General features: G+C 69.5%; 26 protein-coding genes. 16 read left to right on the top strand and 10 right to left on the bottom strand.

Translation table 11 applies throughout. The features are described 5' to 3' along the window. The first annotated feature begins 13 nt into the window (after positions 1-13). From AKJ13_RS25135 to AKJ13_RS25120, 5 genes are all read left to right on the top strand, one after another. The gene (locus AKJ13_RS25135) at positions 14-640 is read left to right on the top strand and encodes a uracil-DNA glycosylase family protein (RefSeq protein WP_050735772.1); all 627 of its coding nucleotides are present in this window, start codon (positions 14-16) and stop codon (positions 638-640) included. A 61-nt stretch (positions 641-701) separates the two neighbouring features. Next, positions 702-977, top strand: a complete 276-nt coding sequence (locus AKJ13_RS25130) for a BrnT family toxin (RefSeq protein WP_050735771.1) — start codon at positions 702-704, stop codon at positions 975-977. Between the two features lie 150 nt (positions 978-1,127). After that, on the top strand, positions 1,128-1,304 hold the full coding sequence (locus AKJ13_RS32875) for a BrnA antitoxin family protein (RefSeq protein WP_244471723.1): 177 nt from the start codon (positions 1,128-1,130) through the stop codon (positions 1,302-1,304). Between the two features lie 68 nt (positions 1,305-1,372). After that, a complete protein-coding gene (gene pyrF / locus AKJ13_RS25125) occupies positions 1,373-2,065 on the top strand; it encodes an orotidine-5'-phosphate decarboxylase (protein WP_050735783.1) in 693 nt (230 codons plus the stop codon). A gap of 75 nt (positions 2,066-2,140) precedes the next feature. Next, positions 2,141-2,485: a DUF1330 domain-containing protein gene (locus AKJ13_RS25120; protein ID WP_050735770.1), complete on the top strand. Its 345-nt coding sequence runs from the start codon at positions 2,141-2,143 to the stop codon at positions 2,483-2,485. Positions 2,486-2,736: 251 nt separating this feature from the next. Here AKJ13_RS25120 and AKJ13_RS25115 read toward each other — a convergent pair whose 3' ends face one another. Then, positions 2,737-3,360, bottom strand: coding sequence for a TetR/AcrR family transcriptional regulator (locus AKJ13_RS25115; RefSeq protein WP_050735769.1), 624 nt, complete (start codon positions 3,358-3,360; stop codon positions 2,737-2,739). A gap of 164 nt (positions 3,361-3,524) precedes the next feature. Between AKJ13_RS25115 and AKJ13_RS25110 the strand changes: the two genes are divergently transcribed. Further along, positions 3,525-4,295: an SDR family oxidoreductase gene (locus AKJ13_RS25110; RefSeq protein WP_050735768.1), complete on the top strand. Its 771-nt coding sequence runs from the start codon at positions 3,525-3,527 to the stop codon at positions 4,293-4,295. A gap of 97 nt (positions 4,296-4,392) precedes the next feature. Here AKJ13_RS25110 and AKJ13_RS25105 read toward each other — a convergent pair whose 3' ends face one another. The 4 genes from AKJ13_RS25105 to gstA all read right to left on the bottom strand — a co-directional run bounded on the left by AKJ13_RS25105 (position 4,393) and on the right by gstA (position 6,798). Beyond that, a complete protein-coding gene (locus AKJ13_RS25105) occupies positions 4,393-4,590 on the bottom strand; it encodes a hypothetical protein (RefSeq protein WP_007563351.1) in 198 nt (65 codons plus the stop codon). A gap of 170 nt (positions 4,591-4,760) precedes the next feature. Continuing rightward, entirely contained in the window at positions 4,761-5,426 is a 666-nt protein-coding gene (locus AKJ13_RS25100; RefSeq protein ID WP_082317117.1) for an isochorismatase family cysteine hydrolase, read from the bottom strand. Positions 5,427-5,493: 67 nt separating this feature from the next. Beyond that, on the bottom strand, positions 5,494-6,003 hold the full coding sequence (locus AKJ13_RS25095) for a ferritin-like domain-containing protein (RefSeq protein ID WP_050735767.1): 510 nt from the start codon (positions 6,001-6,003) through the stop codon (positions 5,494-5,496). Positions 6,004-6,111: 108 nt separating this feature from the next. Next, the gene (gene gstA / locus AKJ13_RS25090) at positions 6,112-6,798 is read right to left on the bottom strand and encodes a glutathione transferase GstA (protein ID WP_200905699.1); all 687 of its coding nucleotides are present in this window, start codon (positions 6,796-6,798) and stop codon (positions 6,112-6,114) included. 150 nt (positions 6,799-6,948) lie between these two features. On the opposite strand from gstA, the gene AKJ13_RS25085 reads away from it, so the two are divergent. After that, positions 6,949-7,272: a helix-turn-helix domain-containing protein gene (locus AKJ13_RS25085; protein ID WP_050735766.1), complete on the top strand. Its 324-nt coding sequence runs from the start codon at positions 6,949-6,951 to the stop codon at positions 7,270-7,272. 28 nt (positions 7,273-7,300) lie between these two features. On the opposite strand, the gene AKJ13_RS25080 is transcribed toward AKJ13_RS25085, so the two are convergent. Beyond that, complete coding sequence (locus AKJ13_RS25080; protein WP_050735765.1) at positions 7,301-7,900, bottom strand: PAS domain-containing protein; 600 nt, start codon at positions 7,898-7,900, stop codon at positions 7,301-7,303. A 370-nt stretch (positions 7,901-8,270) separates the two neighbouring features. Here AKJ13_RS25080 and AKJ13_RS25075 point away from each other — a divergent pair, with 370 nt between their 5' ends. The 9 genes from AKJ13_RS25075 (at position 8,271) to AKJ13_RS25035 (ending at position 17,425) form a co-directional block, all read left to right on the top strand. Continuing rightward, positions 8,271-8,822 carry a hypothetical protein gene (locus AKJ13_RS25075; RefSeq protein ID WP_050735764.1) on the top strand — a complete coding sequence of 184 codons (552 nt, stop codon included), beginning with the start codon at positions 8,271-8,273 and terminating at the stop codon, positions 8,820-8,822. Positions 8,823-9,042: 220 nt separating this feature from the next. After that, on the top strand, positions 9,043-9,306 hold the full coding sequence (locus AKJ13_RS25070; protein ID WP_007563335.1) for a hypothetical protein: 264 nt from the start codon (positions 9,043-9,045) through the stop codon (positions 9,304-9,306). A gap of 186 nt (positions 9,307-9,492) precedes the next feature. Beyond that, complete coding sequence (locus AKJ13_RS25065; RefSeq protein WP_007563333.1) at positions 9,493-9,816, top strand: hypothetical protein; 324 nt, start codon at positions 9,493-9,495, stop codon at positions 9,814-9,816. A 441-nt stretch (positions 9,817-10,257) separates the two neighbouring features. Further along, a complete protein-coding gene (locus AKJ13_RS25060) occupies positions 10,258-11,373 on the top strand; it encodes a branched-chain amino acid ABC transporter substrate-binding protein (protein ID WP_050735763.1) in 1,116 nt (371 codons plus the stop codon). 145 nt (positions 11,374-11,518) lie between these two features. Beyond that, on the top strand, positions 11,519-12,616 hold the full coding sequence (locus AKJ13_RS25055) for a branched-chain amino acid ABC transporter substrate-binding protein (protein WP_050735781.1): 1,098 nt from the start codon (positions 11,519-11,521) through the stop codon (positions 12,614-12,616). Positions 12,617-12,805: 189 nt separating this feature from the next. Continuing rightward, positions 12,806-13,696, top strand: a complete 891-nt coding sequence (locus tag AKJ13_RS25050) for a LysR family transcriptional regulator (protein WP_050735762.1) — start codon at positions 12,806-12,808, stop codon at positions 13,694-13,696. Between the two features lie 116 nt (positions 13,697-13,812). Next, positions 13,813-14,583: an HpcH/HpaI aldolase/citrate lyase family protein gene (locus AKJ13_RS25045; RefSeq protein ID WP_050735761.1), complete on the top strand. Its 771-nt coding sequence runs from the start codon at positions 13,813-13,815 to the stop codon at positions 14,581-14,583. A gap of 14 nt (positions 14,584-14,597) precedes the next feature. After that, positions 14,598-16,166: a galactarate dehydratase gene (gene garD / locus AKJ13_RS25040; protein WP_050735760.1), complete on the top strand. Its 1,569-nt coding sequence runs from the start codon at positions 14,598-14,600 to the stop codon at positions 16,164-16,166. 65 nt (positions 16,167-16,231) lie between these two features. Further along, positions 16,232-17,425 carry a PepSY-associated TM helix domain-containing protein gene (locus AKJ13_RS25035; RefSeq protein ID WP_050735759.1) on the top strand — a complete coding sequence of 398 codons (1,194 nt, stop codon included), beginning with the start codon at positions 16,232-16,234 and terminating at the stop codon, positions 17,423-17,425. Positions 17,426-17,541: 116 nt separating this feature from the next. On the opposite strand, the gene AKJ13_RS25030 is transcribed toward AKJ13_RS25035, so the two are convergent. From AKJ13_RS25030 to AKJ13_RS25015, 4 genes are all read right to left on the bottom strand, one after another. Further along, positions 17,542-19,512, bottom strand: coding sequence for a TonB-dependent siderophore receptor (locus tag AKJ13_RS25030; RefSeq protein WP_244471722.1), 1,971 nt, complete (start codon positions 19,510-19,512; stop codon positions 17,542-17,544). A gap of 671 nt (positions 19,513-20,183) precedes the next feature. Further along, positions 20,184-20,804: a TetR/AcrR family transcriptional regulator gene (locus AKJ13_RS25025; protein WP_050735757.1), complete on the bottom strand. Its 621-nt coding sequence runs from the start codon at positions 20,802-20,804 to the stop codon at positions 20,184-20,186. After that, a complete protein-coding gene (locus tag AKJ13_RS25020) occupies positions 20,801-21,100 on the bottom strand; it encodes a hypothetical protein (RefSeq protein WP_050735756.1) in 300 nt (99 codons plus the stop codon). The genes AKJ13_RS25025 and AKJ13_RS25020 overlap by 4 nt, the downstream gene beginning before the upstream one ends. A gap of 265 nt (positions 21,101-21,365) precedes the next feature. Then, positions 21,366-23,201 carry an NADPH-dependent assimilatory sulfite reductase hemoprotein subunit gene (locus AKJ13_RS25015; protein WP_050735755.1) on the bottom strand — a complete coding sequence of 612 codons (1,836 nt, stop codon included), beginning with the start codon at positions 23,199-23,201 and terminating at the stop codon, positions 21,366-21,368. Positions 23,202-23,210 lie beyond the last annotated feature (9 nt).

Raw genomic sequence — 23,210 nt, 5'->3', positions numbered from 1 at the left:
CCATCTTGGGCGGATGCCGTCCCCCGCCCCGTTCGAAGACATTGCCGCCCGCCTGCGTGCCTGCCGCCTCTGCCGGGACAGCCCGCTCTACGGGCCGCCCCTGCCCCAGGAGCCGCGGCCGATCGTGCAGGGCAGCACCGGTGCACGGCTCTGCGTGGCGAGCCAGGCCCCCGGGACCCGGGCCCACCGCACCGGCCTGCCCTTCACCGACCCGTCCGGCGTGCGGCTGCGGAGCTGGCTCGGCCTCGACGAGACGCGGTTCTACGACCCGGCGCAGGTGGCGATCGTGCCGATGGGCTCCTGCTTCCCCGGCCTCGACGCCAAGGGCGGCGACCGGCCGCCGCGCCGGGAATGCGCCGAGCGCTGGCGCGCGGAGCTGTTCTCCGGCCTGCCGAACCTCGACCTCATCCTGGTGATCGGCCAATACGCGCAGGCCTGGCATCTGGGCCGGATGGAGGACGGCCTGACCGGCACCGTGCGGCGCTGGCGCACGATCCTCGCCGAACCCCGCCGCCCCCGGGTCCTGCCCCTGCCCCACCCGTCCTGGCGCAACAACGGCTGGCTCAAGCGCGAGCCCTGGTTCGAGGCGGAGCTGCTGCCGGTGCTGAAGGCGGAGGTGGCGCGGGTGCTGCGCGGGTGAGCGGGCCGTCCGCCGCCTTCCCCAGCTTCCCGTCCGAGGTTTAAGGGCTATGCTGTGACCCGTGAAGTTCATCGCGCAGGAGCCGAAGCGGTCGGCAAACATCGCCAAGTACGGATTCGATCCGGCTCAGTTCGAGGAGGCCTTCAGCTTCGACCGTTACGCGACTGGTCCGACCAGGCCGAGCCGCACCGGCCGCGCGCGCTTCCTGCTCATCGGGACTTGGTTCGGCGAGGTCGTGGTCGTGGTGATCGTCTCACCATTGGGGACCGAAGCCTTCGATGTCGTGAGCGTTCGCCGTGCCAACCGGACGGAGAGATCTATCTATGAAGCCCTCTGACCACGCCCCCGGCTACGTCCCGAACGCCGCCTACTCACAGGCGGATTGGGACGAGGTATCCGACAATCCGGAACTGAGCGCCGAGCAACTGGCCCAGATGCACCTGGGATCCGAGGGCCTGCCGCCGGACCTCGCCGCCGCACTCGACCAGTGCGGCCGCCGCATGGCGAGCAGACGCGGGGCGTCCCCGTTTCGCTGCGCGTCGATCCCGACGTGCTCGCCGCCGACAAGGCCGGCGGTCCCGGCTGGCAGGTGCGCATGAACGAGGCCCTGGCCGCGGGGATCGCTCGCGGCAAGCGGCGGTCCAGGGCCGTCAAGCGCGGCTGACGCGTCCGGGCCGGATTGACAGGGATCGCCGCGGCGTGATCCGTGCCGCCAGCCCGAAGGACGCCCCGATGACCGAGAGTGCCGACCCCCGCGACCGCCTGATCGTGGCCCTCGATCTCCCGACCGTGGTCGAGGCCGAGGCGCTGATCGACCGGATCGGCGATGCCGCGACCTTCTACAAGATCGGCTACCGGCTGGGCTATGCGGGCGGCCTGGCGCTCGCCGAGCGGCTGGCGGCGCGCGGCCTCAAGGTGTTCCTCGACCTGAAGCTGCACGACATCGGCAACACCGTCGAGGAGGGCGTGCGCTCGGCCTCGGGCCTGGGCGCCACCTTCCTCACCGTGCACGCCTATCCCCAGACCATGCGGGCGGCCGTGCGCGGGCGGGGGGCGGATCTGAAGATCCTCGCCGTGACGGTGCTCACCTCCTACGACGATGCCGACGCCGCGGAGGCCGGCTACGGCCTGCCGGTGGCCGAGCTGGTCGCCAAGCGCGCCGCCCAGGCCGCGGAGATCGGCATCGACGGCCTGGTCTGCTCGGCGGCCGAGGCGGCCTCGGTCCGGCGCATCGTCGGGCCGGACCGGCTGATCGTCACCCCGGGCATCCGTCCGGCGGGCGCGGAGGCCGGTGACCAGAAGCGGGTGATGACCCCCGGGGATGCCCGCAGGGTCGGGATCGACCACGTGGTGGTCGGGCGCCCGATCACCGGCGCCGCCGACCCCCGCGCGGTCGCGCAGGCGATCGTCGCCGAACTCGCCTGAATCCCCGCCCTGAATCCCGGCATTGCCTTCGGGCAACCGACATCCATCTCACTTCCGCAACCGATGAGGCGCAGGATGGCGAAGGGCTACTGGATCGCGCGGGTCGATGTTCGCGACGCGGAGGCCTACAAGGCGTACGTGGCCGCCAACGGCGCTGCCTTCGCCAAGCATGGCGGGCGCTTCCTGGTGCGCGGCGGCGCCTTCGAGGCGGTGATGGGGCAGCCCCGGTCCCGCAACGTGGTGATCGAGTTCCCGAGCTACGCCGACGCCCTCGCCTGCTGGAACTCGGATCTCTACCAGGCGGCCAAAGCCAAGCAGCGCGGCGGCGTCGAGGCCGAGATCCTGGTGATCGAGGGCTATGACGGCCCGCAGCCGAGCACCTCCGAGCCGGCGCCGGAGGCCGGGCGGGCCTCGGAATAGGCTCCCCGTCCGAGGCGCAGCCGATCCATCACGAGCCGGGTGCGGGATCGATAGGCCGTGAAGGGCGGTGGCGACAGGGTCGAAGATCGGGTCGCGATCGCGCGCCGCATGCCCGCTCCATGCTGGGCACGCCGCGCGAGGAGCCGCCAAGGCGCCGAACGGAACGCCCGGGACGTGAGGTGACGGCCGTTCGATCGGTCGGTGCGTCCCGCGATCCGCGAGATCCAACCGTCGACGGCCCGCGTGCGGGGCTATCGTCCCCTCGGCGCTAGGCTGCGCAGCAGGAACGCGGTCATGGCCTCGAGGGAGGGCACCGGCTGCAAGGCGGCTTGCCCGACCAGCAGCGGATGCGTGTAGCGGACGATGCCGGCATGGATGCAGGCGGCCGCTTCCGCCGGGTCGGCGGCTTCGAACTCGCCCCGTGCCACGCCCTCGCGGACGATGCGCTCAAACCCGGCGGTAATCCGGGCGATGTGGTGGCGGCAGACCTCCCAGCTCTCGCCCATGGCCGCCTCGACCATCTCGTGCAGCCGGGGAAATTCCTCGCAGCGCCGCGTGCAGTCGCGGTGCAGCAGGTCGATCGCCGCCACGAGGCGCTCGGTGGCCGTCAGGCCCGGCCGGGCCGCGATCTCCGAGACCAGGGCCTCAATCTCGCCGATCAGCCGCTCCAGCACCGCCTCGTTGATCGCCTTCTTCGAATCGAAGAACCGGTAGACGTTGGCCGGGCTCATCTTCAGCGTCCGGGCGATGTCCGCCACGGTGGTCTTCTGGTAGCCGATCTCGCGAAAGTAGCCCGCCGCCGTCGCCAGGATGCGGCAGCGGGTGGTGGGCGCGCTCTCCTCCGCCAGCAGAGGGGTCGGGGCTTCCAGGGACATACGCTCCTCACTAGGGCACGGGCGCGCCGGGCGTCAAAGACCCCCGGCCACCCCCGGCTGACGATTCTCTGCGGCGGGTCGGCGCGTTCGGAACCGTCCCCGGCCCGACCCATTGCCCCGGCATCCGGCCGCTTTCAGGGCGGCGAGCGAACGAGGCGCGCATCATGATGCTGACGGACAAACGAGCCCTGATCACCGGAGCCGATTCCGGCATCGGGCAGGCGACCGCGGAGCTGTTCGCCCGGGAGGGCGCGGACGTGGCGATCACCTATCACACCGACGAGGCCGGCATCCGCGAGACCACGGCCCGGGTCGAGGCCGCCGGCCGCCGTGCCGTGGTGCTGCAGCTCGATGTCGGGGATCCCGCCGCGGTGAACGCTGCCTACGACCGCATCGGCAGCGAGCTGGGCACGCTTGACATCCTGGTGGCCAATGCCGGCCAGGCGATGAGCGGCATGCCCGTCGCCGAGATGGACGACACGGTGCTGGAGCGGATCCTGCGCGTGAACCTGATGGGCCCGCTGTTCTGCGCGCGCCCGTTCATCGGGATGCGCCGGTCGCAGGGCGGCGCCGGCAAGATCGTGTTCATCTCCTCGGTGGCCCAGCACCTGCCGACTCCCGAGAGCGCCCCCTACGGCATGTCGAAGGCCGGGCTCGGCTCCCTGTGCCGCAGCCTGTCGCGCGAACTCGCCGCGGACCGGATCAACGTCAACAACGTGGCCCCCGGCCTGATCGAGACGCCCATGACCGCCGACCGCTTCGAGCAGACCGAGGTGCTCGACCAGTCCCTGGAGCGGATCCCGTGGCATCGCGCCGGCCAGCCGGAGGAGATCGCCAAGGCGATCCTGTATCTCGCCTCGGGCGCGTCCGATTACGTCACCGGCCACACGCTGGTAGTCGATGGCGGCCTCACGATGCAGTGGGGCGGGGCCTGAAACGGCGATGGGCGCCGGATCTGTCGACCCGGCGCCCATCGCGAAGGACGTGATGTCCGAAGAGGGCCCGCCGGCCCCTGGCCGGGCGGGAAGCTTCCTACGAGCCGAATTGCGAGCCGAGCTGCTCCAAGTACTCGGCGAGGTCGAGGCCGCCGACGCGCTTGCCGTAATCGAAGCGCATGCCCTGGCGGATATCGACGCTGGCGTCGCGCGTGGTGAGGGTGAACGGCCGGACGCACACCCAGGCTCCGTCGCGGCGGTGCTCGAAGTACCCGAGGATCTCGTGCTTGGCCATGTCCTTGCCTCCGAAATAGTGTTCGAGGACATAACGGTCACGCTGCCATTCGGTTCGCCCTCCGCGACTGTTTTTCGCGCGGCAACCGGCATGAATCGCGTATTCGTCCCTCAGGGCCTGTCCGGCCTGATCTCGTCAGAGCTTGACTATGACAGTGCCGTGCAGCGTGCTTACGGCCAGCGTTCCAGGATCTCGTCGGTGGTGAGGGTCAGGACTTGGTGCCCGTAGCGCATCCGGTACATCACCATGAGGGCGTCGTGAGCCTCGTCGCAGGAGCTGCACAGGCCGTCCGTGGCCAGCACGATGCGGTAGCCGAAATCGACGCCGCCGAGCACGGCGGCCAGCACGCAGACATCGGTCTCCGCCCCGGTGACGATCAGGGTGTCGACGCCCCGCGCCTGCAGGCGCGCGTCGAGGTCGGATTCGAGCCAGGGTGAGTAGACGGTCTTGTCGATCACCGCGGCGGGCGGAACCAAGCGGGCCAGATCCGGGACCAGATCGATCAGCCCCGGATCGAGTTCGGCGCGGGTCATGCCCGACCACCGCTCCGAATAGGTCGCCCAGGTGCCGCGCCCCTCGCCGGGCCGGGCGGCCGGGATGAAGCGGGTGAAGACGGTTCGGTCGGGATGGGCTTCGGCCAGCCGGCGTACCTGCGGCAGCACGCGCGCCATCCACGGGGTCTGCCAGTCGGTGGGCTCGGCGAACATGCGCTGCATGTCGACGCAGAGATGCACGCAGGACCGGCCGAGGGGCTCGGCCGTGGATCCTCTGCTGTCGTCTGCGTGCGCGTCAGGCGATGACCCGGTCTCGGTGCGTACGTCCGCGCTTGCGCGCATGGGCGGTGATGTTCCTGCAGGGGACATGGGCGGCCGGCCCGGAGCGGGCCGGCCGGGATCGGTCGCGTCAGCGGTCGGCCTTCTCGCCGGCCGTGGTCAGCGCGAGGTAGCGCTCGGTGGTCGGCTTGATCAGCGACCGCACCGCCTCAGCCATGCCCTGCTCCTCCTTCAGCGATTGCTGGAATCCGGTCCGGTGGGCCTGCTGGCCGGCCGCGTCGGCGATCGTGAGCAGCGACTCGTAGGCCGCGATCTCGAAATTCTCGAAGGCGTGGTTGGCGTAGGTGTTCTTCAGGATCTCGTCCTGGGCCGGCGCGTGGCCGAGCGCCATCATGTTGCCGACGAAGCCGAGGAACCCTTCCTTGAGCGTCGAGGGGCCGTCGCCCAGGCTCTGCAGGGCTTCCTCGAGGCGCTGGCGCTGGCCGTGCGTCTCCTGGATGTGCCGGCGCAGAGCCTGCTCCATCTCCGGATAGCGCTCCAGGCGCTCGACCTGCCGCTCCATGATCTGCAGGGCCTGCATCTCGACGGCGTGGGTGTTCTTGAGGGCCGTGACGTAGATCGAGCGTATGTCAGAGGTCATGCTGCTGTCTCGCGATGGTTGTGGATCGTGACGATCCGATCTTGGGGACAACGCCGCGGCGTCACCGCCAAGTTCCGGTCGGAAGGTCGCAGCCCTCCGCCCACCGCGTCACCGGGTTGGCCTCGCTGCGCTACGATCCGTTCTGAGGCCCCGGCCGGGGCTACCTGAGGGCAGCCCCTCCGCCTGCAGGGCCTGCTGCACCGCGGGGCGCCCGCGCACCCGGCCGTACCAGGACCGGAGGTTGTGCAGTTCGTCGAAACGGATGTTGGCCCGGTAATACGAGGTCAGCCACGGGGCCTGGCCCCAGCCGGTGAGCGCAAACAGGTAGGCGTCGGCGACCGTGAAGGTGCCGCCCATCAGGAAGTCCCGCCCGGCGAGCTGGGCGTCGATCCAGGCATAGCGCGCTGCGAGCCTGGGCTTGGCGGTCTCGACCCAGCGCCCCGCCAGCCGGGCGTAGAGCAACGGAATGAAACCCTTGTGGACCTCGGAATTGAGGAATCCGAGCATCTCCTGGAGGCGGTAGCGGGCGAGGCTCCCGTTCTCCGGGGCAAGGCGCGCCTCCGGCTTCAGGTCGGCCAGGTATTGCAGGATCGCGGGTCCCTCCCGCAGGACCGAGCCGTCGTCGAGGGCCAGCGCCGGGACGTAGCCGTGCGGGTTGATGGCGCCGTAATCCTCGCCCGCCTCCGTCCTATGCGTGGCGTGATCGACGCGGCAGACGGTAAGGTCGAGCCCGAGCTCGTAGGCGACGATGTGCGGCGCGAGCGAGCAGCTCGCGGGAATGTAGTACAGCTTCATGGATAGACTCGAAAAACGCGCTGTTGCGGCGATGTCGGAAGCCGTGGTTTCCTGAATTATGCCTAGCGCAGACGAGATGATGGCGAAAGAACGCAAGAGTTTGAGCGTTGGGCACAAGAATTATACTGTGCCAGGCCGGGGTCCGAGCCGATGAGGGCGACCGTGACGGGCTGCTCCGTGGAGCACGCGATGCACCTGCTCGGCGGCCGCTGGCGGCTGCTCCTGGTGTCCTACCTGATCGATGGGCCGAAGCGCTTCAACGAGCTCCGGCGCGACATGCCGGGCATCTCGCAGCGGATGCTCACCCTGGATCTGCGCGCCCTCGAAGCCGCCGGCCTGATCAAGCGCACCGTGTATCCGACGACGCCGGTCAAGGTGGATTACGCGCTGACCGAGGACGGCCTGCGCCTGAAGGCGGTCGTGGCCGTCGTCCAGGAATTCGGCTTGTGGTTGAAGCAGCGTAACCCGGTCTGAGCGCCACCCCGGCCCGCGCCCGTCGCGGTCAATGCAGGAACGGATTCGGCCCGGAGCGCTGGCGGTCGGCCAGGTGTTTGCCGATCTCGAGCAGCAGGGTCTCCGTCAGGGCGACGATGCGCGGGTCGCCAAATTCCGAGACGGCGTTGTGCAGGGACAGGCACAAATCGGCGGTCTTGTTCAACGCGTCCTCGATCGTGTGCCCGTCCCGAGTCGCGAAGGCGGTTCCGGTGGGCTTGCTGTCCGAGATCTCGACGACGACGCCCCGGCCGGTCGTGGGACGGCCGGCCTCATCCAGGTAGAAATGCCCGCGGGTGAAGAGCCAGCGCAGGCGGCCTTCCGGAGACTGCACCCGGTATTCCGCGGTGTAGGAGCCGCCGGATTGCACGCAATCCAGGATGACCTGCGAGATATGCGCCTGGTCCTCGTGATAGACCGCCCTCAGGATCTCGGCCAGGCTCACCCCGGCCCGCGACCGGGCCGGGCTGATGTTGAACAGCAGCGCCGTGACCGGATCGGCGCGCGCGTCGTCGTTGACGATATCCCACATCCAGAATCCGACGCCGCCGGAGGCGTCGAGCGCCGCGATCAGGGCCGCCTCGGAGACGACATCGTCCGAATGGTCCAACAGGATATCCCCAATATCGGTATCGTACGCTCGCGCATTGCCGGTTACTGAACCTGCGCGGGCTTATGAGCCGGATGTAACAGAAATCGTCTGGCGAATAGAGCGCGTTGGCAACAGCCGCGCTTGGCTCGGGCGCGGCGCGACATCGGACCGAGACGCCGTCCGCATCGACGGATGGGGGCGCGCTCGGTCCCGGAGGGCCGGCCGTTGCAGGGCTACGGCGCACCGAAGCGCGGCGTGCGAGGGCGCGCAGTCGAGGCCGGGAACGAAGGCTGTGGATCGCAGAAGGTACCGCTAGATTTGCCTTTCAGGGCCGAAACCTTTATAAATTGCATCAATTCGGTTCAAAAAAATGAACTTAGGCTAGATCATGTCAGCGTTGCGGTATATTCTTCTCGGACTCTCCGTCCTGTCGTTGGCGGTCGTGCTGGTCTTCTGGACCGTCAGCGGGCACGTGGCCGATCTGGGCGTGTTTTTGGTGACGACGTTTCTGGTCGCCAACAGCATTTATATTTTATTCTCCAGCCCAAATTTGCGCGTGAGCTCTGTCTTCGATCGTGCGGCGACGGGGCTTGCTTTCGCGTCGCTCGAACTGCAGCACCAGGCCCAGGAGGCCAAGATCCGGGAAGCCGAGGCCGAGCGGATCCGGGCGGAAGAGGCCGAGCAGAACAAGTCTAAGCTGCGGGCGGCCGAGGAATTCATCAGCTACGTGCGCCAAAACCCGCTGATGCGGGGCCGGCAAGCCGTCGCGGTCAAGCAGATCACGCTGCGCAACGACCCGAAAAGCATCACGCTGCCGGCCCTGGAGCTGCCGCGCCCCGCCCCGTCGGAGCTGAACGGCCAACCCCGTAGCGATCTGGGTGCGACGAGCGGGAGCCACCCGCTGCCGACCCCCGGCGCGGTGCCGCGCCTGGAAGCCTGATCGGCCTGGGCCGCCTCTTCAGCGCCGGACCGGCGGCCACCAGCGATCCGTCCCTGTCACGACCTCGCGATCAGGCGCGCGGCGGCGCGCCCGGTCCGGCCTGCCACGGAACCTTCTCAGCGGCCTGCGGCTTGCTGGGCTGGACCCGGGAAGGATTTGCTCCACTCACGGTTCCTAGAGAAACCACCGCCCCCAATGGCGGCACGAGAGGAAACATCCTTTGCGCACCACGATCCTCACCGCGGCCCTGCTGGCCGCCCTCGGCGCCGCCGTCGCCACGCCCGCCTCCGCCGCCCCGCTCGCGCCCGGCGCCGTCGCCGCCCCCGCCGACATCGTCTCGACCGTCCAGATGGACCGCATGGAGCGCCGCATGGAGCGTCGCCACATGGAGCGCCGGATGATGCGCCGTCACATGGAGCGTCGCATGATGCACCGTGAGATGCGTCACCGCATGATGCGCCGCGAGATGATGCACCGCATGTAAGGCGGGACGCCATCCGGGCCGCGTCCCGGACCGCCCATCGGAGGCCCGGCCGTGGCGGAGACCGCGGCCGGGCCTTTTTCATGCGCCGCGCCGCCGCCGGATCCGGCGCGCCCGAGACGGCTCCGGAGGCCGATCGAACCATCTGCGGCGCACCGCGTTTCAAGCCTCCGATAGGAGACAGGTACGATGAAAGCGTTTTTGGCAGCGGTCGCCGTCGGCTTCGGCGTGATGTCCGCACTCGGTCCGGCTCAGGCGCAGCGCGGCCCCGATTACGGGTACGGGGATCGGGATTACGGCGGCCGGGATCGCGACGACGATTACCGGGGCCGTGACCGCGGCTATCGGGGGGATCGCGGTTACGGCGAGCGCGCCTATGGCGGGTTCGACGAGCGCGAGTACCTGCGCTGCAACCCGGATGTCCGCCGGGCGGTGTCGAACGGCCAGATGGAATCCGGCGCGGCGCATTACCGGACCTTCGGGCGCCGCGAGGGCCGCCGCCTGAGCTGCTGACCGGACCGCCGGCACGCTGGGCTGAGGCCGCGATCGGTCTCTCCATCGCAGACGACCGGACACGACAGGGCCTCCTCGGCGCCGGGCGCCGGGGAGGCATTTTCGCGCGCTGAACCCCCGGCCTCTGGGACGTTCCCGGGCCGGGCCGGGCCGCTGCTGAGCGGCGACGCCATCGCGACGGCGCTCCCCAACCCACACCCTCATTCCTGCTGGACGGGCCCGCCCACGTCGCGGCTTCGGACCCGGAACCGCGTCAGATGAAACCCGCACGCGGCATCCCGAATGCTTGCGGCCTTGACGGCGGGTCAGGTTGAAAACAAGCTCAAGCCTGTGTCGCTGCAGATCGATGTGCGACCCACGAGTCTGGCCGCGCTGTTGCCTGAGGCTGCAGGCGCGGCTTCATCTTTGAGCGCGGGGGCGGGCGTGAGAACAATACTGTCGATGGCCATCGCTGGTCTTCTGACGATCGGTGCCGTGCAGGCCCAGGAGAAGAGCGGCCCCCTGAAGATCGGTATCTCCGCCGGCGTGACCGGGCCCTACGCGGCCTTCGGCATGCAGGTGAAGAACGGCGCCAGCCAGGCGATCGAGGACATCAACAAGGCCGGCGGCATCAAGGGCCGCCTCTTCGAGGCGGTCTACGGCGACGACGCCTCCGACCCGAAGCAGGGCGTCTCGGTGGCCAACAAGCTCGCCGCGGAGGGGGTCAAGATGGTGGTCGGCGCCTTCGCCTCGAGCGTGTCGATCCCGGCCTCCGACGTCTATCTCGATGCCGGCATCATCCAGGTCACCCCGGCCTCCACCAACGTGAAGTTCACCGAGCGCGGGATGTGGAACACGTTCCGCACCTGCGGCCGGGACGACCAGCAGGGCGTCGTGGCCGGCACGTATCTGGCCGCGCACCTGAAGGACAAGCGCATCGCCTTCGTCCACGACAAGTCGGCCTACGGCAAGGGCTTGGCTCAGGAGACGCAGATGACGCTCAAGTCCAAGGGCGGCAAGGAAGTGCTGTTCGAGGGCATCAACCCGGGCGAGAAGGATTACTCGGCGCTGGTCTCCAAATTGAAGTCGGCCAATGTCGACGTGGTCTATTACGGCGGCTTCCATACGGAAGCGGGGCTGATCCTGCGCCAGATGCGCGATCAGGGCCTGAAGGCGACGATGGTCGGCGGTGACGGCCTCGCCCCGAAGGAATTCGTGCAGATCGCCGGCGACGGCGCCGAGGGCACGCTGATGACCTTCTCGCCGGATGCCCGCAAAAACCCGAACGCCCAGGCGGCGGTCGCCGCGTTCAAGGCCAAGAACATCGATCCCGACGCCTACACGCTCTACGCCTACGCGGCCGTGCAGGTGCTCGCCCGCGCCGTGGCCGAGACCGGCTCGAGCGAGGGCAAGGTGCTGGCCGACTGGCTGCACCAGGGCAAGACGATCGACACCGTGGTCGGCCCGATCGCCTACGACAAGAAGGGCGACCTCACCCGGCCCGACTACGTCATCTATGCCTGGAAGAAGGGCCCGGACGGCCGGATCGACTACGCCGGCAACGAGGTCGCGCCGTAGGACCGGCGCCGCGCCGCGCCGTGACGCGCGCGCCGCCGGATCGGTGGCGCGTCCGGGTTAACCGCCCCGCCCTGCCCCGGGGGCGCCCTGTTCGATCTGGGAGCGTATCGTGAGAGCAAGCCTGGCGTTTTGTCTCCTTGGGCTCCTGACGGCGGGCGCCGCGCAGGCGCAGGACAAGGGCGAGCCGGTGAAGATCGGCATCGCCGCGCCGCTGACCGGCCCCTACGCGGCCTTCGGGGCGCAGGTGAAGAACGGCGCCAGCCAGGCGATCGAGGACATCAACAAGGCCGGCGGCATCAAGGGCCGGACCTTCGAGAGCGTGGTCGGCGACGACGCGTCCGACCCGAAGCAGGGGGTCTCGGTCGCCAACAAATTCGCCGGCGCCGGGGTGAAGATGGTGGTCGGCACCTACAATTCCGGCGTGTCGATCCCGGCCTCTGACGTCTATCTCGATGCCGGCATCATCCAGATCACCCCGGCCTCCACCAACGTGAAGTTCACCGAGCGCGGGATGTGGAACACGTTCCGCACCTGCGGCCGGGACGACCAGCAGGGCGCGGTCGCCGGGGCGTATCTGGCCGATCACTTCAAGGACAAGCGTATCGCCTTCGTCCACGACAAGACGCCCTACGGCAAGGGCCTGGCCGACGAGACCCAGAAGGCGTTCAAGGCCAAGGGCGGCAAGGCCGTGATGGTCGAGGGCGTCAACCCGGGCGAGAAGGATTACTCGGCGCTCGTCTCCAAGCTGAAATCGGCCAATGTCGATCTCGTCTATTACGGCGGCTACCACACCGAGGCCGGGCTGATCCTCCGGCAGATGCACGACCAGGGCCTCAAGGCGATCGTGGCGGGCGGCGATGCCGTGGCCGACAAGGAATTCGCCCAGATCGCCGGCCCGGCCGCCGAGGGCACGCTGATGACCTTCCCGGCCGACCCGCGCAAGAACCCGAACGCCCAGGCGGCGGTGGCCGCGTTCAAGGCCAAGAACATCGATCCCGAGGCCTTCACCCTCTACGCCTACGCGGCGGTGCAGGTGCTGGCCAAGGCGGTGGCCGAGACCGGCTCCGCCGACGGCAAGGCGCTGGCCGACTGGCTGCACCAGGGCAAGCCGGTGGAGACCGTCATCGGCCCGATCGCCTATGACACGAAGGGCGACATCACCCGGCTCGACTACGTCATGCATGTCTGGACGAAGGGTCCGGACGGCAAGATCGACTATTCCGGCCACGCGCTGACGCCGTAAGGTCACGCCCAGTCGGACGCGCCGCTCTCGGGGCTCCGTGCCCCGAACCCCGCCGAAGGGCCGCGGGCCCTTTGGGATCCCGGTTCTGTGCCCGAACCGCCGGGGTCGGGTACCTCTATCGGTCGAACGACCGTGGGGCGCCGAGGCCTTATGATCCCGCTCCGCGTCCCGACGCGCAGGGGAGAACCGATGTTCGATTTCAGCCAGCTCCGGTGCTTCGCCGCCGTGGCGGAGGAGCTGCATTTCGGGCGCGCGGCCGCCCGGCTGAACATGACTCAGCCGCCCATGTCGCGGCAGATCCAGGTGCTGGAGCGGATTCTCGATGTGCAGCTCCTGGAGCGCACCAGCCGCTCCGTCCGGCTGACCGCGGCCGGGCGCAGCTTCCTCCCGGAGGCGCAGCGCATCCTGCGGCTGGCCGAGACCGCCACCCATGTCACCCGCCAGGTGGCGGCCGGGCACGCGGGGGTGCTGAAGCTCGGCTTCACCGCGGCCTCGGCCTACGACTTCCTGCCCCGCCTCGTCACCGCGCTCAAGCGGGCCTTGCCCGACGTCACGCTCGCCCTGCGCGAGATGGTCAGCCGGGATCAGCTCGAGGAACTGCTCGCCGGCCGTATCGACGCCGCGCTGGTGCGCCCGCCGGTCACCCATCCGGACCTGATCGCCGTCCGGGCGCTGGCCGAGCCCATGCTGGCGGCGCTGCCGGCCGGAAATGCTTTGGTCGTGCGCGCGCATCTCACCCCGGGCGAGCTCGGCGGCGAGCCGCTCGTGGCCTACGCGCCGAACGAGGCCCGCTACTTCCACGACCTGGTTCAGAACCTGCTCGCCGAGGCCGCGGTGGAGCCCCGGATCGTGCAGCGGCTCACCCAGATCCACTCGATCCTGGCCCTGGTCCGGGCCGATCTCGGCATCGCCCTGGTGCCGGCGGCGGCCGAGCGGCTGCGCTTCGAGGGCGTGGTGTTCCGGCCGCTGCTGCTGCCCGCCCCCCGCCCCGCCGAGCTCGTCCTGGCTTGGCGGCGCGACGCGGACGAGCCGCTGATCGCCCGGCTGGTCGCGATCCTGGCGGAGCTGCCCGCGCCCTGATCCATGCGGTTCCAGCATCGATCGATCCAGCCTTTGGCTTTGACGCGCGGCCGAAAGGCTGCGCCTGATACGGCAAGACGGCGCGCAGACGCCCGGAGCCGCCCGGAGGGATCGCGATGGACAGACTCACCAACCGCTTCAAGGCCGCCCTCGGCGAGGGGCGCCAGCAGATCGGCCTGTGGTGCAGCCTAGCCAGCCCGATCTCCACCGAGATCGTCGCCGGCGCCGGGTTCGACTGGCTGCTCCTCGATATGGAGCACTCGGCCAACGACCTGCGGGATATCTATGTCCAGCTTCAGGCGATGATGGAGAACGCCACCAACCCGGTGGTGCGGGTGCCGAGCGACGATCCGATCACCATCAAGCGCATCCTGGATGCCGGCGCGCAATCGCTGATGATCCCCAATATCGACGATGCCGCGCAGGCCGAGCGGGTCGTGGCGGCGACGCGCTACGCGCCCCGCGGCATCCGCGGCTTCTCCCAGGCGCCCCGGGCCGCCCGGTTCGGCCGCATCCCGGACTACCACACGCGCTGCGAGGCCGAGATCTACGTGATCGTGCAGGTCGAGTCGCGCCGCGCCCTCGACAATCTGGACGCGATCGCCGCCGTCGAGGGCGTGGACGGCGTGTTCATCGGGCCCGGCGACCTCTCCACCAGCCTCGGCTATCTCGGCCAGCAGGGCCATCCCGAGGTGGTCCGCACCATCGCGGACGCGGTCGGCCGGATCGTGCAGGCCGGCAAGCATGCCGGCATCCTCACGCCGAGCGAGGAGCTGGCCAAGCGCTATATCGCGGCCGGCACCCGGTTCACCGCGGTCGGCTCGGATCTGGGGCTGCTGGCGCGCAACGCCGAGGCGCTGGCCGGTCGCTTCCGCACCGAAGGCTGAGCGAGGAACACCCGATGGAGGCCGAGACCGACAGCGCGATCCGCGAGCGCCCGGCCGGGGACGTGCCGCGCACGATCCGGTTGAGCGCGCGCGACAATGTCGCGATCGTGGTCAACGCCTTCGGGCTGCCCGCCGGCACGACCTTCCCGAACGGGTTGCGGCTCACCGAGTTCGTGCCGCAGGGTCACAAGGTGGCGCTCAGTGACATCCCGGAGGGTGGGGAAGTGCGCCGCTACGGCGAGGTGGTCGGCATCGCCACGCAGGACATCCCGCGGGGTGCCTGGGTGGAGGAATCCCGGGTCGCGACCCCGGTCGCCCCCGCCCTCGACGCGCTGGAGCTGGCCACCCGGGTGCCGGCCCCCCTGCCCCCGCTCGAGGGCTACACCTTCGAGGGCTACCGCAACCCGGACGGGTCGGTGGGCACCAAGAACATCCTGGCGATCTCGATCAGCGTGCAATGCGTCGCCGGCACCCTCGACGTGGCGATCCGGCGGATCAAGCAGGAGCTGCTGCCGCGCTTTCCCAATGTCGACGACGTGGTCGGCCTTACCCACGCCTATGGCTGCGGCGTCGCCATCAACGCCCCCGAGGCGGTGGTGCCGATCCGGACCCTCCAGAGCTTGGCCCAGAACCCGAATTTCGGTGGCGAGGTCATGGTGGTGGGGCTCGGTTGCGAGAAGCTCGTCTCTGAGCGGCTGCTGCCCGATGGCGGCGCGGCCGGGGACGGGGTGGTCCGCCTCCAGGACGAGCGCCACCAGGGTTTCTCCGCGATGCTCGACAGCATCCTGGCCATGGCGGAAGCCCGCCTGGCGGTGCTGAACCGGCGCCGGCGCGAGACCTGCCCGGCCTCCGAACTCGTGGTCGGCCTGCAATGCGGCGGCAGTGACGCCTTCTCGGGTGTCACCGCCAACCCGGCGCTCGGCTTCGCGGCCGATCTGCTCGTGCGCTGCGGCGGCACCGTGCTGTTCTCCGAGGTCACGGAGGTGCGCGACGCGATCCACCTTCTGACCCCGCGGGCCAAAAATCCGGAGGTCGCCCAGGCCCTGATCCGCGAGATGGCTTGGTACGATGCCTATCTCGCCAAGGGCGAGGCCGACCGCCGGGCCAACCCGTCGCCCGGCAACAAGAAGGGCGGCCTCAACAACATCGTCGAGAAGGCCCTGGGCTCGGTCGCCAAGTCCGGCACGAGCGCGATCTCCGGGGTCCTGGCGCCCGGCGAGCGGGTGCGCGAGAAGGGGCTGATCTTCGCCGCGACCCCGGCGAGCGACTTCGTCTGCGGTACGCTCCAGCTCGCCTCGGGCATCACCCTGCAGGTGTTCTCCACCGGCCGCGGCACGCCCTACGGTCTCAGTCAGGCCCCGGTGATCAAGGTCGCGACCCGCACGGAGCTCGCCGAGCGCTGGTCCGACCTGATCGACCTCGATGCCGGCCGCATCGCCAGCGGCGAAGCCACGATCGAGCAGGTCGGCTGGGAGCTGTTCCACCTGATCCTCGACGTGGCGAGCGGGCGCACGCAGCCCTGGTCCGACCGCTGGGGCCTGTTCAACGACCTGACCCTGTTCAACCCGGCGCCGATCACCTGAAGCCCGGGTGCGTGCGGCGGGGCGTCGCATGCGCGGCCGGACTCTGCTAGGCATCCGGCACTGCCATGACGCTGCCGATTCCCGCTCCTCGGACCGTTCTCTTCCGCCTGCACTGGGCGCTCGGCCTCACCGCCGGCTTCGTACTCGCCCTCATGGGCGTGACCGGGGCGCTGATGAGCTACGAGGAGGCGATCACCGCCTTCGCCAACCGCGACCGGACGCGGGTCGAGGCGGGGGACCGGGTGCCGCTCGCCCCCACGGCCCTCGCCGCCCGGATCGATGCCCAGGCGGGCGGCCGCCGGGTGAACGTCCTCACCCTGTCGGACCACCCGCAGGCGAGCGTGTTCGTGCGCTTCGCCCGGGATCCCGAGACCCGCACGCGGCCGCCCTCGGTCTATGCCGACCCCTATGACGGCGCGGTGCTCGGGCCGGTGCGGCTCGAGGCGGCGTTCACGACGGTGCGGGACCTGCACCGCTGGCTGCTGCTCCCCGGCGGGTCCAAGGGCTGGGGCCGGACCATCACGGGCCTCTGCACCCTGGCGCTGATCGTGTTCCTGGCCACCGGTCTCTACCTGCGCTGGCCCAAGGTCCATCGCTGGCGGATCTGGCTGAAGCCGAGCCTGTCCCGGCCCGGCCGGCCGCGCTGGTGGTCCCTGCATGCCGTAGCCGGGACCTGGCTCACGCCGGTCTACCTGGTCATCGCGCTGACCGGCCTGACCTGGTCCTACCCGTCGTTCAAGGACGGGGTGACCTGGCTGCTCGCCGGGACGCCGGAGCGAACGAAGCCCGCCCGCAGGGCCGGAAGCCGGGAGGCGCCCCCGGCGCCGGAGGCCGGGTCCGAGCCCGCCCTCGACCGGGCCTGGGCGGCGTTCCGGGCCGGCGAGGGGCGGGAGGCCGGCCTCGTGATCCTCACCCTGCCGGGGGCCGACACGAAGGCGATCCGCATCCGCTGGCTGCCCCGGGGCGTCGACGCCTTAAGCGCCCGCAACGAGGCGCGCTACGACGCCGCGACGGGGGCGCTGCTCGCCACCGAGCACGCCGCCGGCACGCCGCTGGGGCGGCGCCTCATGGACAACATCCTGGAGGTCCACCGCGGCCGGTTCTTCGGCGACCTGTTCGCGCTGCTGTTCTGCCTCGCGGCCCTCGCCATGCCGGGCTTCGCGGCTACCGGGTTGACGCTCTACGTCCTGCGCCGCCGCGCGGCGACCCGGCGCCGGCCGGAGACCCGAGCGGCGAGCCTGCGCGAGGCCAATTCCTGAGAGCCACCCGCGGCGGAGATCGTCGAGCCCGGGGGCACGGGATCCCAAAGGGCTGAGCCTTTTGGCGGGTCGCCAGGGCAGAGCCCTGGCCCATCGGGCGAAGCCCGACCACCCGCTCAGAGCCGCGCGGTGATCGTCGCCAGCACCGTGAAGGGCGCGCCGGGCGTGTTGTTGGTGGCGTTGGTCGGCGCCTCGATGTAGCGGGCGTTCGTCAGGTTGCGCATGTTGACCGACAGACGCCAATGGGCGTCGAAATCGTAATACACAAGCGCGTCGACGCGGTTATAGGCGCCGACCTTGAAGCTGTTGTCGAGGTCGCCGTAGCGCTGGCCGACATGGGTGATGCCGAACCCGAGCCCGAGCCCGCGGAGCGCGCCCTGCTGGACCTCGTAGGTCGTCCAGAGGCTGCCGCTGAACACCGGTACGCCCGTCAGCCGGTTGCCGACCGCGAAGGTCGCGTCCTTGGTGATCCGCGCGTCGAGGAGGCCGACGCTGCCGATGATGTTCCAGCCGGGCAGGATCTCGCCCGCCAGATCGGCTTCGACACCCTGCGCCTGTTGCTGGCCGGTGATGACCGAGAAGCCGGGATTCTTGGGATCGACGGCCGCGACATTGTTGCGGGTGATCCGGAAGGCGGCCGCGCTCAGGGTCAGCCCGGGCGTGAGATCGACGCGGGTGCCCGCCTCGACCTGCTCGCCCGCGCTGGGATCCGGGTTGGCCACGTTCAGGATGTTCGCCGTCTGCGGCAGGAAGGAGGTGGCGTAGCTCGCGTAGAAGGTCACCGGCTCGAACGGCCGGTAGATCAAACCGACCCGCGGCGAAGCGTTGAACAGGTCCCCCTCGGGCGGCTGGGTCTTCGAGGCCGGCACGCGGTTGAAGTAATATTGAGTCCCGAGATCGAACCGAGCCCCGACCACGAGCTGCAATCCGGGCGCCAGCACGATCTGATCCTGCGCGTAGAACCCGTACAGGTCGAGTTTCTGCTTCAGGTCAGCCTGAAACCTGAGGGGCTGGAAGGCCGCGCCGAAGGTCGGGTTCAGGAAGCTGACCGGTGCGAGATTCCCCATCATCGACAAAGCGTGCCGGAAGCCATTGGAATATTCGATGCCGAGCAGCGCGGTGTGGGCGAGGCCGAAGGTCTCGAACTTCATCACCGCCTCGGACTGCGTGTCGACCGCGGCGAACCGCGAATTGACCGTGGCCTCGCGTCGCGTCAGCAGCGTACCGGCATCGTTGACGTCCAGGGCGCGGGCCGCGAACACGTTGAACGTGCCCCATTGCCCGCTGACGACCTGCCGGAGCATCAGGTTCTCGTTGACGTCGTGCTCGGCCCGCATCGTAATCGTGTTGAATTCGCCGACGTATCGCGAGTTCGGCTCGCCGTAATACCGGCCGATATTGTCGAGGGGCACGCGGCCCCGGAACGCCGTCAACCCTTCGTCGTACTGGGTATGCTGGTTCGTGAAGCTCGAATTGACGTAGACCCGGGTGTCGGCGCTCGGCGTCCAACTGACAGCCGGCGCCACGAAGACGCGCCGGTTGGTGTCACCGCCGAAATTGCGGAAGGTCGGGTCCTCCTGCGCGGCGAAGCTGAGGCGGGCGGCGAGACCCTCGACGGCGGGCAGCGCGCTCGACACGGTGCCTTCGAAGCGCCGGAAGCCGAAGCTGCCGCCCTGGACGCTCGCCTCCGCGGTGGGCTCCAGCGTGGGCCGGCGGGTCACGATGTTGACCACGCCGGCGGGGTCGCCCCGGCCGAACAGCATGGAGGCCGGGCCTTTGATCACCTCGACGCGCTCGGCATCCACGAGGTCCCGCGTGACCGGGGTGAAGTTGATCGCCGGATCGACCAGCACGCCATCGACGGCGAAGACCTGCGTGTTGAATCCGCGGATGAGGAAGTTCTGCGACCGTCCCTGGACGGTGCTGCCGAGAACGACGTTGCTGACATTGGTGACCGCATCGGTCAGGCGCGTGTCCCGCTGATCGGTGATGACACGGCGCGGGACGATGTTGATCGATTGCGGGGAGTCGCGCACTGGCGTGTCGGTCTTGGTCGCGGTCGCCGAGCGCGTAGCGCGGTAGCCCACGACCGGGCTGTCCGCCCGCTCTACGGCCGGGCCGGTGCCGGTGACGCTCAGTTCCGAGAGGACGACCTCGTTCTGAACAGCATTGGATTGTGCGTGAACGACAGTCGTCGATGCCAGAAGCAGGGTGATTGCCAGTCCGGGCGGCGTGTACGCGAAAGAAATCCGTCCGGTCCTTGCAGCAAAAATCCGGTTTTCGTAACCCTGCGGCATAGTTTTTAGTCGTTCTCAAGAAGATCGTCGCCTCGGGGCGCTTCGATCCTTGAGTACGATCGCGGTTCCGCTTCAATGCTTGATTGTAAGTGCTGCGCTCAGGGGCGCAGGATCTCATCAAACGTGACCGGCATGTCACATAGTGTCATTGGAATAACTTCAAATTCGACTGGATATGCCTACTTTAACGTGCGCGGCTGCGATGGGTGCACGTCCAGGCATGGATCCGGGCCGTCACCGCGGTCCGGATCCCACCGGAACAGCGACGCTGTTCGAATCGGCGGTGGGCGCAGGTCACTCCGGCAAGGGGGGGGCGCGTCGTGCGGCTGGGTGCAGCTGGCCGGCCTGCATGAGGGGGGGGATTGCAGGCCGGCCGGCCTACCGCGCGCCGCGACCGGGCGCGCGATCTCGGGGGGCGTCCGAGTCGGCCTCGATGGTGGGGCGATCGGGCCCGGGGCCGCTCAGGCGAGCGCGGTGATCCGCGGCCCGGCGCGGATGGCGCGCGGCAGGCGGCCGTCGAGGCCGGTCTCCAGCAGGGTGTGGAGCTGGGCCACCGCGGGGGCCGGGTCATAATCGGGTAGGATCGCACGGCTGACCAGGATCCCCTTCATCAGCGGGGCGAGCAGCGCGTAGAGATGGTCCGGATCGCAATCCGGGCTGGTGGCCAGCGCCGCGAAGGTCGCGGTGAACCAGTCGCGGGTCTCCGCCTCGGTCCGCGCGGTCAGGTCGGCGATGGCCGGGTTGCGGGTGGCCTCGGACCAGATCTCCATGCGCAGCACCGCGGCCACGCGGGTGACCGACACGAAGTACCGCGCGATGATGTCGAGCAGGGCGCCGCGCCGGTCGCCGCTGCGCTCCATCTCGGCGACGCGCTCGGCACCGCGCGCGCACTCGCGCTCGACCAGGCCGACGACCAGGGCCTCCTTGGACTCGAAGTAGCGGTAGAAGTTGCCCGGGCTCATCGCGGCCTCGCGGGCGAGGTCCTGCATGGTGGTGCGGTGGAAGCCGTTGCGCACGAAGCAGGCTTCGGCGGCGTCCAGGATGTGCTCACGCCGCGCCTCGGCGCTCGCCGTGACGGTCACGGGGCGAACTGCGCGACCGCGGCGACGCGGCTCTGGTCCTTCGCGGAGCCAGTGGCAGCGCAGGCCTGGGCCGTCTGGCTCAGATCCGCGCAGAGGCGCGCCTGCCAGCCCTTCGGGCCCGCCCCGGTCCAGCTGATCAGCGCCATCCAGGCGAGGACCAGCACGGCGGCGAAGGTGAGGTTCGCCGGGGTGCAGAACGCCCGAAGGGTCGTGAGGCGACGCGTGGCACCCGTACCGGACGGATCGAACCGGTCCTCATCCAGATCGGACCAACGGCCTTCGAGCGACAGAGCCATGGCTCACTCCTGCTTGCCTCTCCGTCGTAATGAACGCTCATTCTCGCGTCAATGAACGTTCGTTCTCAGGAGGCGGCCGTGAGCCGATATGGTTTCCGAATTCTGGCTTCGCGGCCGCCGCGTCAACGCAGATGAAGTGCGGCCGTCCGGTTCGAGGCGTCGCCCTGGACCACTCCGCCCGCTCTCCCCCGGAGCGGCCGGACGACCCCGAAAGGCCGCCCGTTCGGAGCCGAGGGTGCCGCCCCGGCTCCGGAGCCGTATCGGCTCAGGCGTGGCCGACCGGCTTAAGGGCGCCGGTCCGGTCGTGAAAATCCGGCCCGTTCACCGTGCGGGCGACGTGGCCGGCCCGGATCAGGTAGTCGCCGAAATGCTCGCCGGGCTTCCGGCCCTTGGCGAAGTCGGCAAAGAGCGGATCCAGCGTGTCGCGGATGTCGGAGGCCGCGACGTCTTCCTTGTAGAGCTTGCCCAGGCGCGAGCCGTCGAAGGCGGCGCCGAGATAGAGGTGATAGCGCTCGGGGCCGCGGCCGACGAGGCCGATCTCGGCGATGAACGGGCGGGCGCAGCCGTTGGGGCAGCCGGTGGAGCGGATCGTGATCTCCTCCTCGGCGAGCCCGTGCGTGGCGAGGCTCTCCTCCAGCTCGGTCATCAGGCTCGGCAGGTAGCGCTCGCTCTCGGCCAAGGCGAGACCGCAGGTCGGCAGCGCCACGCAGGCGATGGAGTTGCGCCGCAGCGCCCCCGCGCCCTTGGTGATGCCGTACTGGTCGACCAGGGCCTCGATCGCGGCGCGCTTGGCCCCGGGGACGTTGGCGATGATCACGTTCTGGTTGGCGGTGAGGCGGAAATCGCCCTCATGCACCTCGGCGATCTTGCGCAGGCCGGTGAGGAATTGCGGGCCGTCCTCGTAATCCTTGATCCGGCCGGAGGGGATGTAGAGCGTCAGGTGGTGGCGGCCGTCATCGCCTTCGGTCCAGCCGAAGCGGTCGCCGTTGTTGGTGAAGGTGAAGGGCTTCGGCGCGCCGAGCGTCTTGCCGATCCGGGTCTCCACCTCGGCCCGGAAAGCGTCCAAGCCGTAGCGCTCGATCGTGTACTTCAACCGGGCGTTCTTGCGGTTCTTGCGGTTGCCCCAGTCGCGCTGGACGGTCATCACCGCCTCGGCGACCTTGATGGCGTCCTCGGGCGCCACGAAGCCCATCACGTCGGCGGTGCGCGGGAAGGTGTCGGGCTCGCCATGGGTCATGCCCATGCCGCCGCCCACGGTGACGTTCCAGCCGGTCACCTGGTTCTTCTTGTCCAGGATGGCGATGAAGCCGAGATCGTGGGCGAAAATGTCGACCTCGTTGGAGGGCGGCACCGCCACGACGATCTTGAACTTCCGCGGCAGGTAGGTGCGGCCGTAGACCGGCTCGACCTCGTCCTCCTCGCCGCCGACCACGCGCTCGCCGTCGAGCCAGATCTCGCGCCAGGCGCTGGTCTTCGGCAGCAGGCTGTCCGAGATGTCCTTGGCGAGCCGGTGGGCGGCCTTGTGGGCGCCGACCTGGGCCGGGTTGGTCGCCGCCATGACGTTGCGGTTCACGTCGCCGCAGGCCGCGATCGTGTCGAGCAGCGCCGCGTCGATGGCCGCCATCGTGCGCTTGAGGTTCGACTTGATCACGCCGTGATACTGGAAGGTCTGGCGCGTGGTCGCCCGCAGGGCGCCGCCGGCGTAGGTGACCGCGATGTCGTCGAGCGCCAGCCACTGCTTGGGGCTGATCACGCCGCCGGCGATGCGCAGGCGGATCATGAAGCTGTAGGCCTTGTCGAGCTTCTTCTTGGTCCGCTCCGGGCGCAGGTCGCGGTCGTCCTGCATGTACATCCCGTGGAACTTCACGAGCTGCCCGTCATCCTCGGAGATCGCCCCGGTGGCGTGCTTCAGCAGGCCGTCGGCCAGGCCGCCGCGCAGATAGCCGCTGGCGATCTTGATGTGCTCGTTGGCGGCGAGCTGGGCCGCCCGGGCCGCCTCGGCATCGGTGATCGGCCGGTCCTTGGGCGGCGTCTCGTAGACGCGGGGAGCCGGGGTCGGAGCCAGGGCCGGGGCGTCGTCGCGGGGGCTGTGGTCGTCCATGGGATCACT

The organism is Methylobacterium sp. ARG-1, assembly GCF_001262595.1.
GTDB lineage: Bacteria > Pseudomonadota > Alphaproteobacteria > Rhizobiales > Beijerinckiaceae > Methylobacterium > Methylobacterium brachiatum.
Note: the sequence above shows the minus strand (reverse complement) of the source record. Positions and strands in the feature narration are given on the sequence as shown.

Coding starts and splice junctions, on each gene's coding strand:
- AKJ13_RS25135 (WP_050735772.1), top strand. CDS start 14: ATGCCGTCCCCCGCCCCGTTCGAAGACATTGCCGCCCGCCTGCGTGCC.
- AKJ13_RS25035 (WP_050735759.1), top strand. CDS start 16,232: ATGACGCTGCCGATTCCCGCTCCTCGGACCGTTCTCTTCCGCCTGCAC.
- AKJ13_RS25045 (WP_050735761.1), top strand. CDS start 13,813: ATGGACAGACTCACCAACCGCTTCAAGGCCGCCCTCGGCGAGGGGCGC.
- pyrF (WP_050735783.1), top strand. CDS start 1,373: ATGACCGAGAGTGCCGACCCCCGCGACCGCCTGATCGTGGCCCTCGAT.
- garD (WP_050735760.1), top strand. CDS start 14,598: ATGGAGGCCGAGACCGACAGCGCGATCCGCGAGCGCCCGGCCGGGGAC.
- AKJ13_RS25050 (WP_050735762.1), top strand. CDS start 12,806: ATGTTCGATTTCAGCCAGCTCCGGTGCTTCGCCGCCGTGGCGGAGGAG.
- AKJ13_RS25100 (WP_082317117.1), bottom strand. CDS start 5,426: ATGCGCGCAAGCGCGGACGTACGCACCGAGACCGGGTCATCGCCTGAC.
- AKJ13_RS25120 (WP_050735770.1), top strand. CDS start 2,141: ATGGCGAAGGGCTACTGGATCGCGCGGGTCGATGTTCGCGACGCGGAG.
- AKJ13_RS25105 (WP_007563351.1), bottom strand. CDS start 4,590: ATGGCCAAGCACGAGATCCTCGGGTACTTCGAGCACCGCCGCGACGGA.
- AKJ13_RS25095 (WP_050735767.1), bottom strand. CDS start 6,003: ATGACCTCTGACATACGCTCGATCTACGTCACGGCCCTCAAGAACACC.
- AKJ13_RS25085 (WP_050735766.1), top strand. CDS start 6,949: ATGAGGGCGACCGTGACGGGCTGCTCCGTGGAGCACGCGATGCACCTG.
- AKJ13_RS25115 (WP_050735769.1), bottom strand. CDS start 3,360: ATGTCCCTGGAAGCCCCGACCCCTCTGCTGGCGGAGGAGAGCGCGCCC.
- gstA (WP_200905699.1), bottom strand. CDS start 6,798: ATGAAGCTGTACTACATTCCCGCGAGCTGCTCGCTCGCGCCGCACATC.
- AKJ13_RS25075 (WP_050735764.1), top strand. CDS start 8,271: ATGTCAGCGTTGCGGTATATTCTTCTCGGACTCTCCGTCCTGTCGTTG.
- AKJ13_RS25015 (WP_050735755.1), bottom strand. CDS start 23,201: ATGGACGACCACAGCCCCCGCGACGACGCCCCGGCCCTGGCTCCGACC.
- AKJ13_RS25020 (WP_050735756.1), bottom strand. CDS start 21,100: ATGGCTCTGTCGCTCGAAGGCCGTTGGTCCGATCTGGATGAGGACCGG.
- AKJ13_RS25060 (WP_050735763.1), top strand. CDS start 10,258: ATGGCCATCGCTGGTCTTCTGACGATCGGTGCCGTGCAGGCCCAGGAG.
- AKJ13_RS25065 (WP_007563333.1), top strand. CDS start 9,493: ATGAAAGCGTTTTTGGCAGCGGTCGCCGTCGGCTTCGGCGTGATGTCC.
- AKJ13_RS25110 (WP_050735768.1), top strand. CDS start 3,525: ATGATGCTGACGGACAAACGAGCCCTGATCACCGGAGCCGATTCCGGC.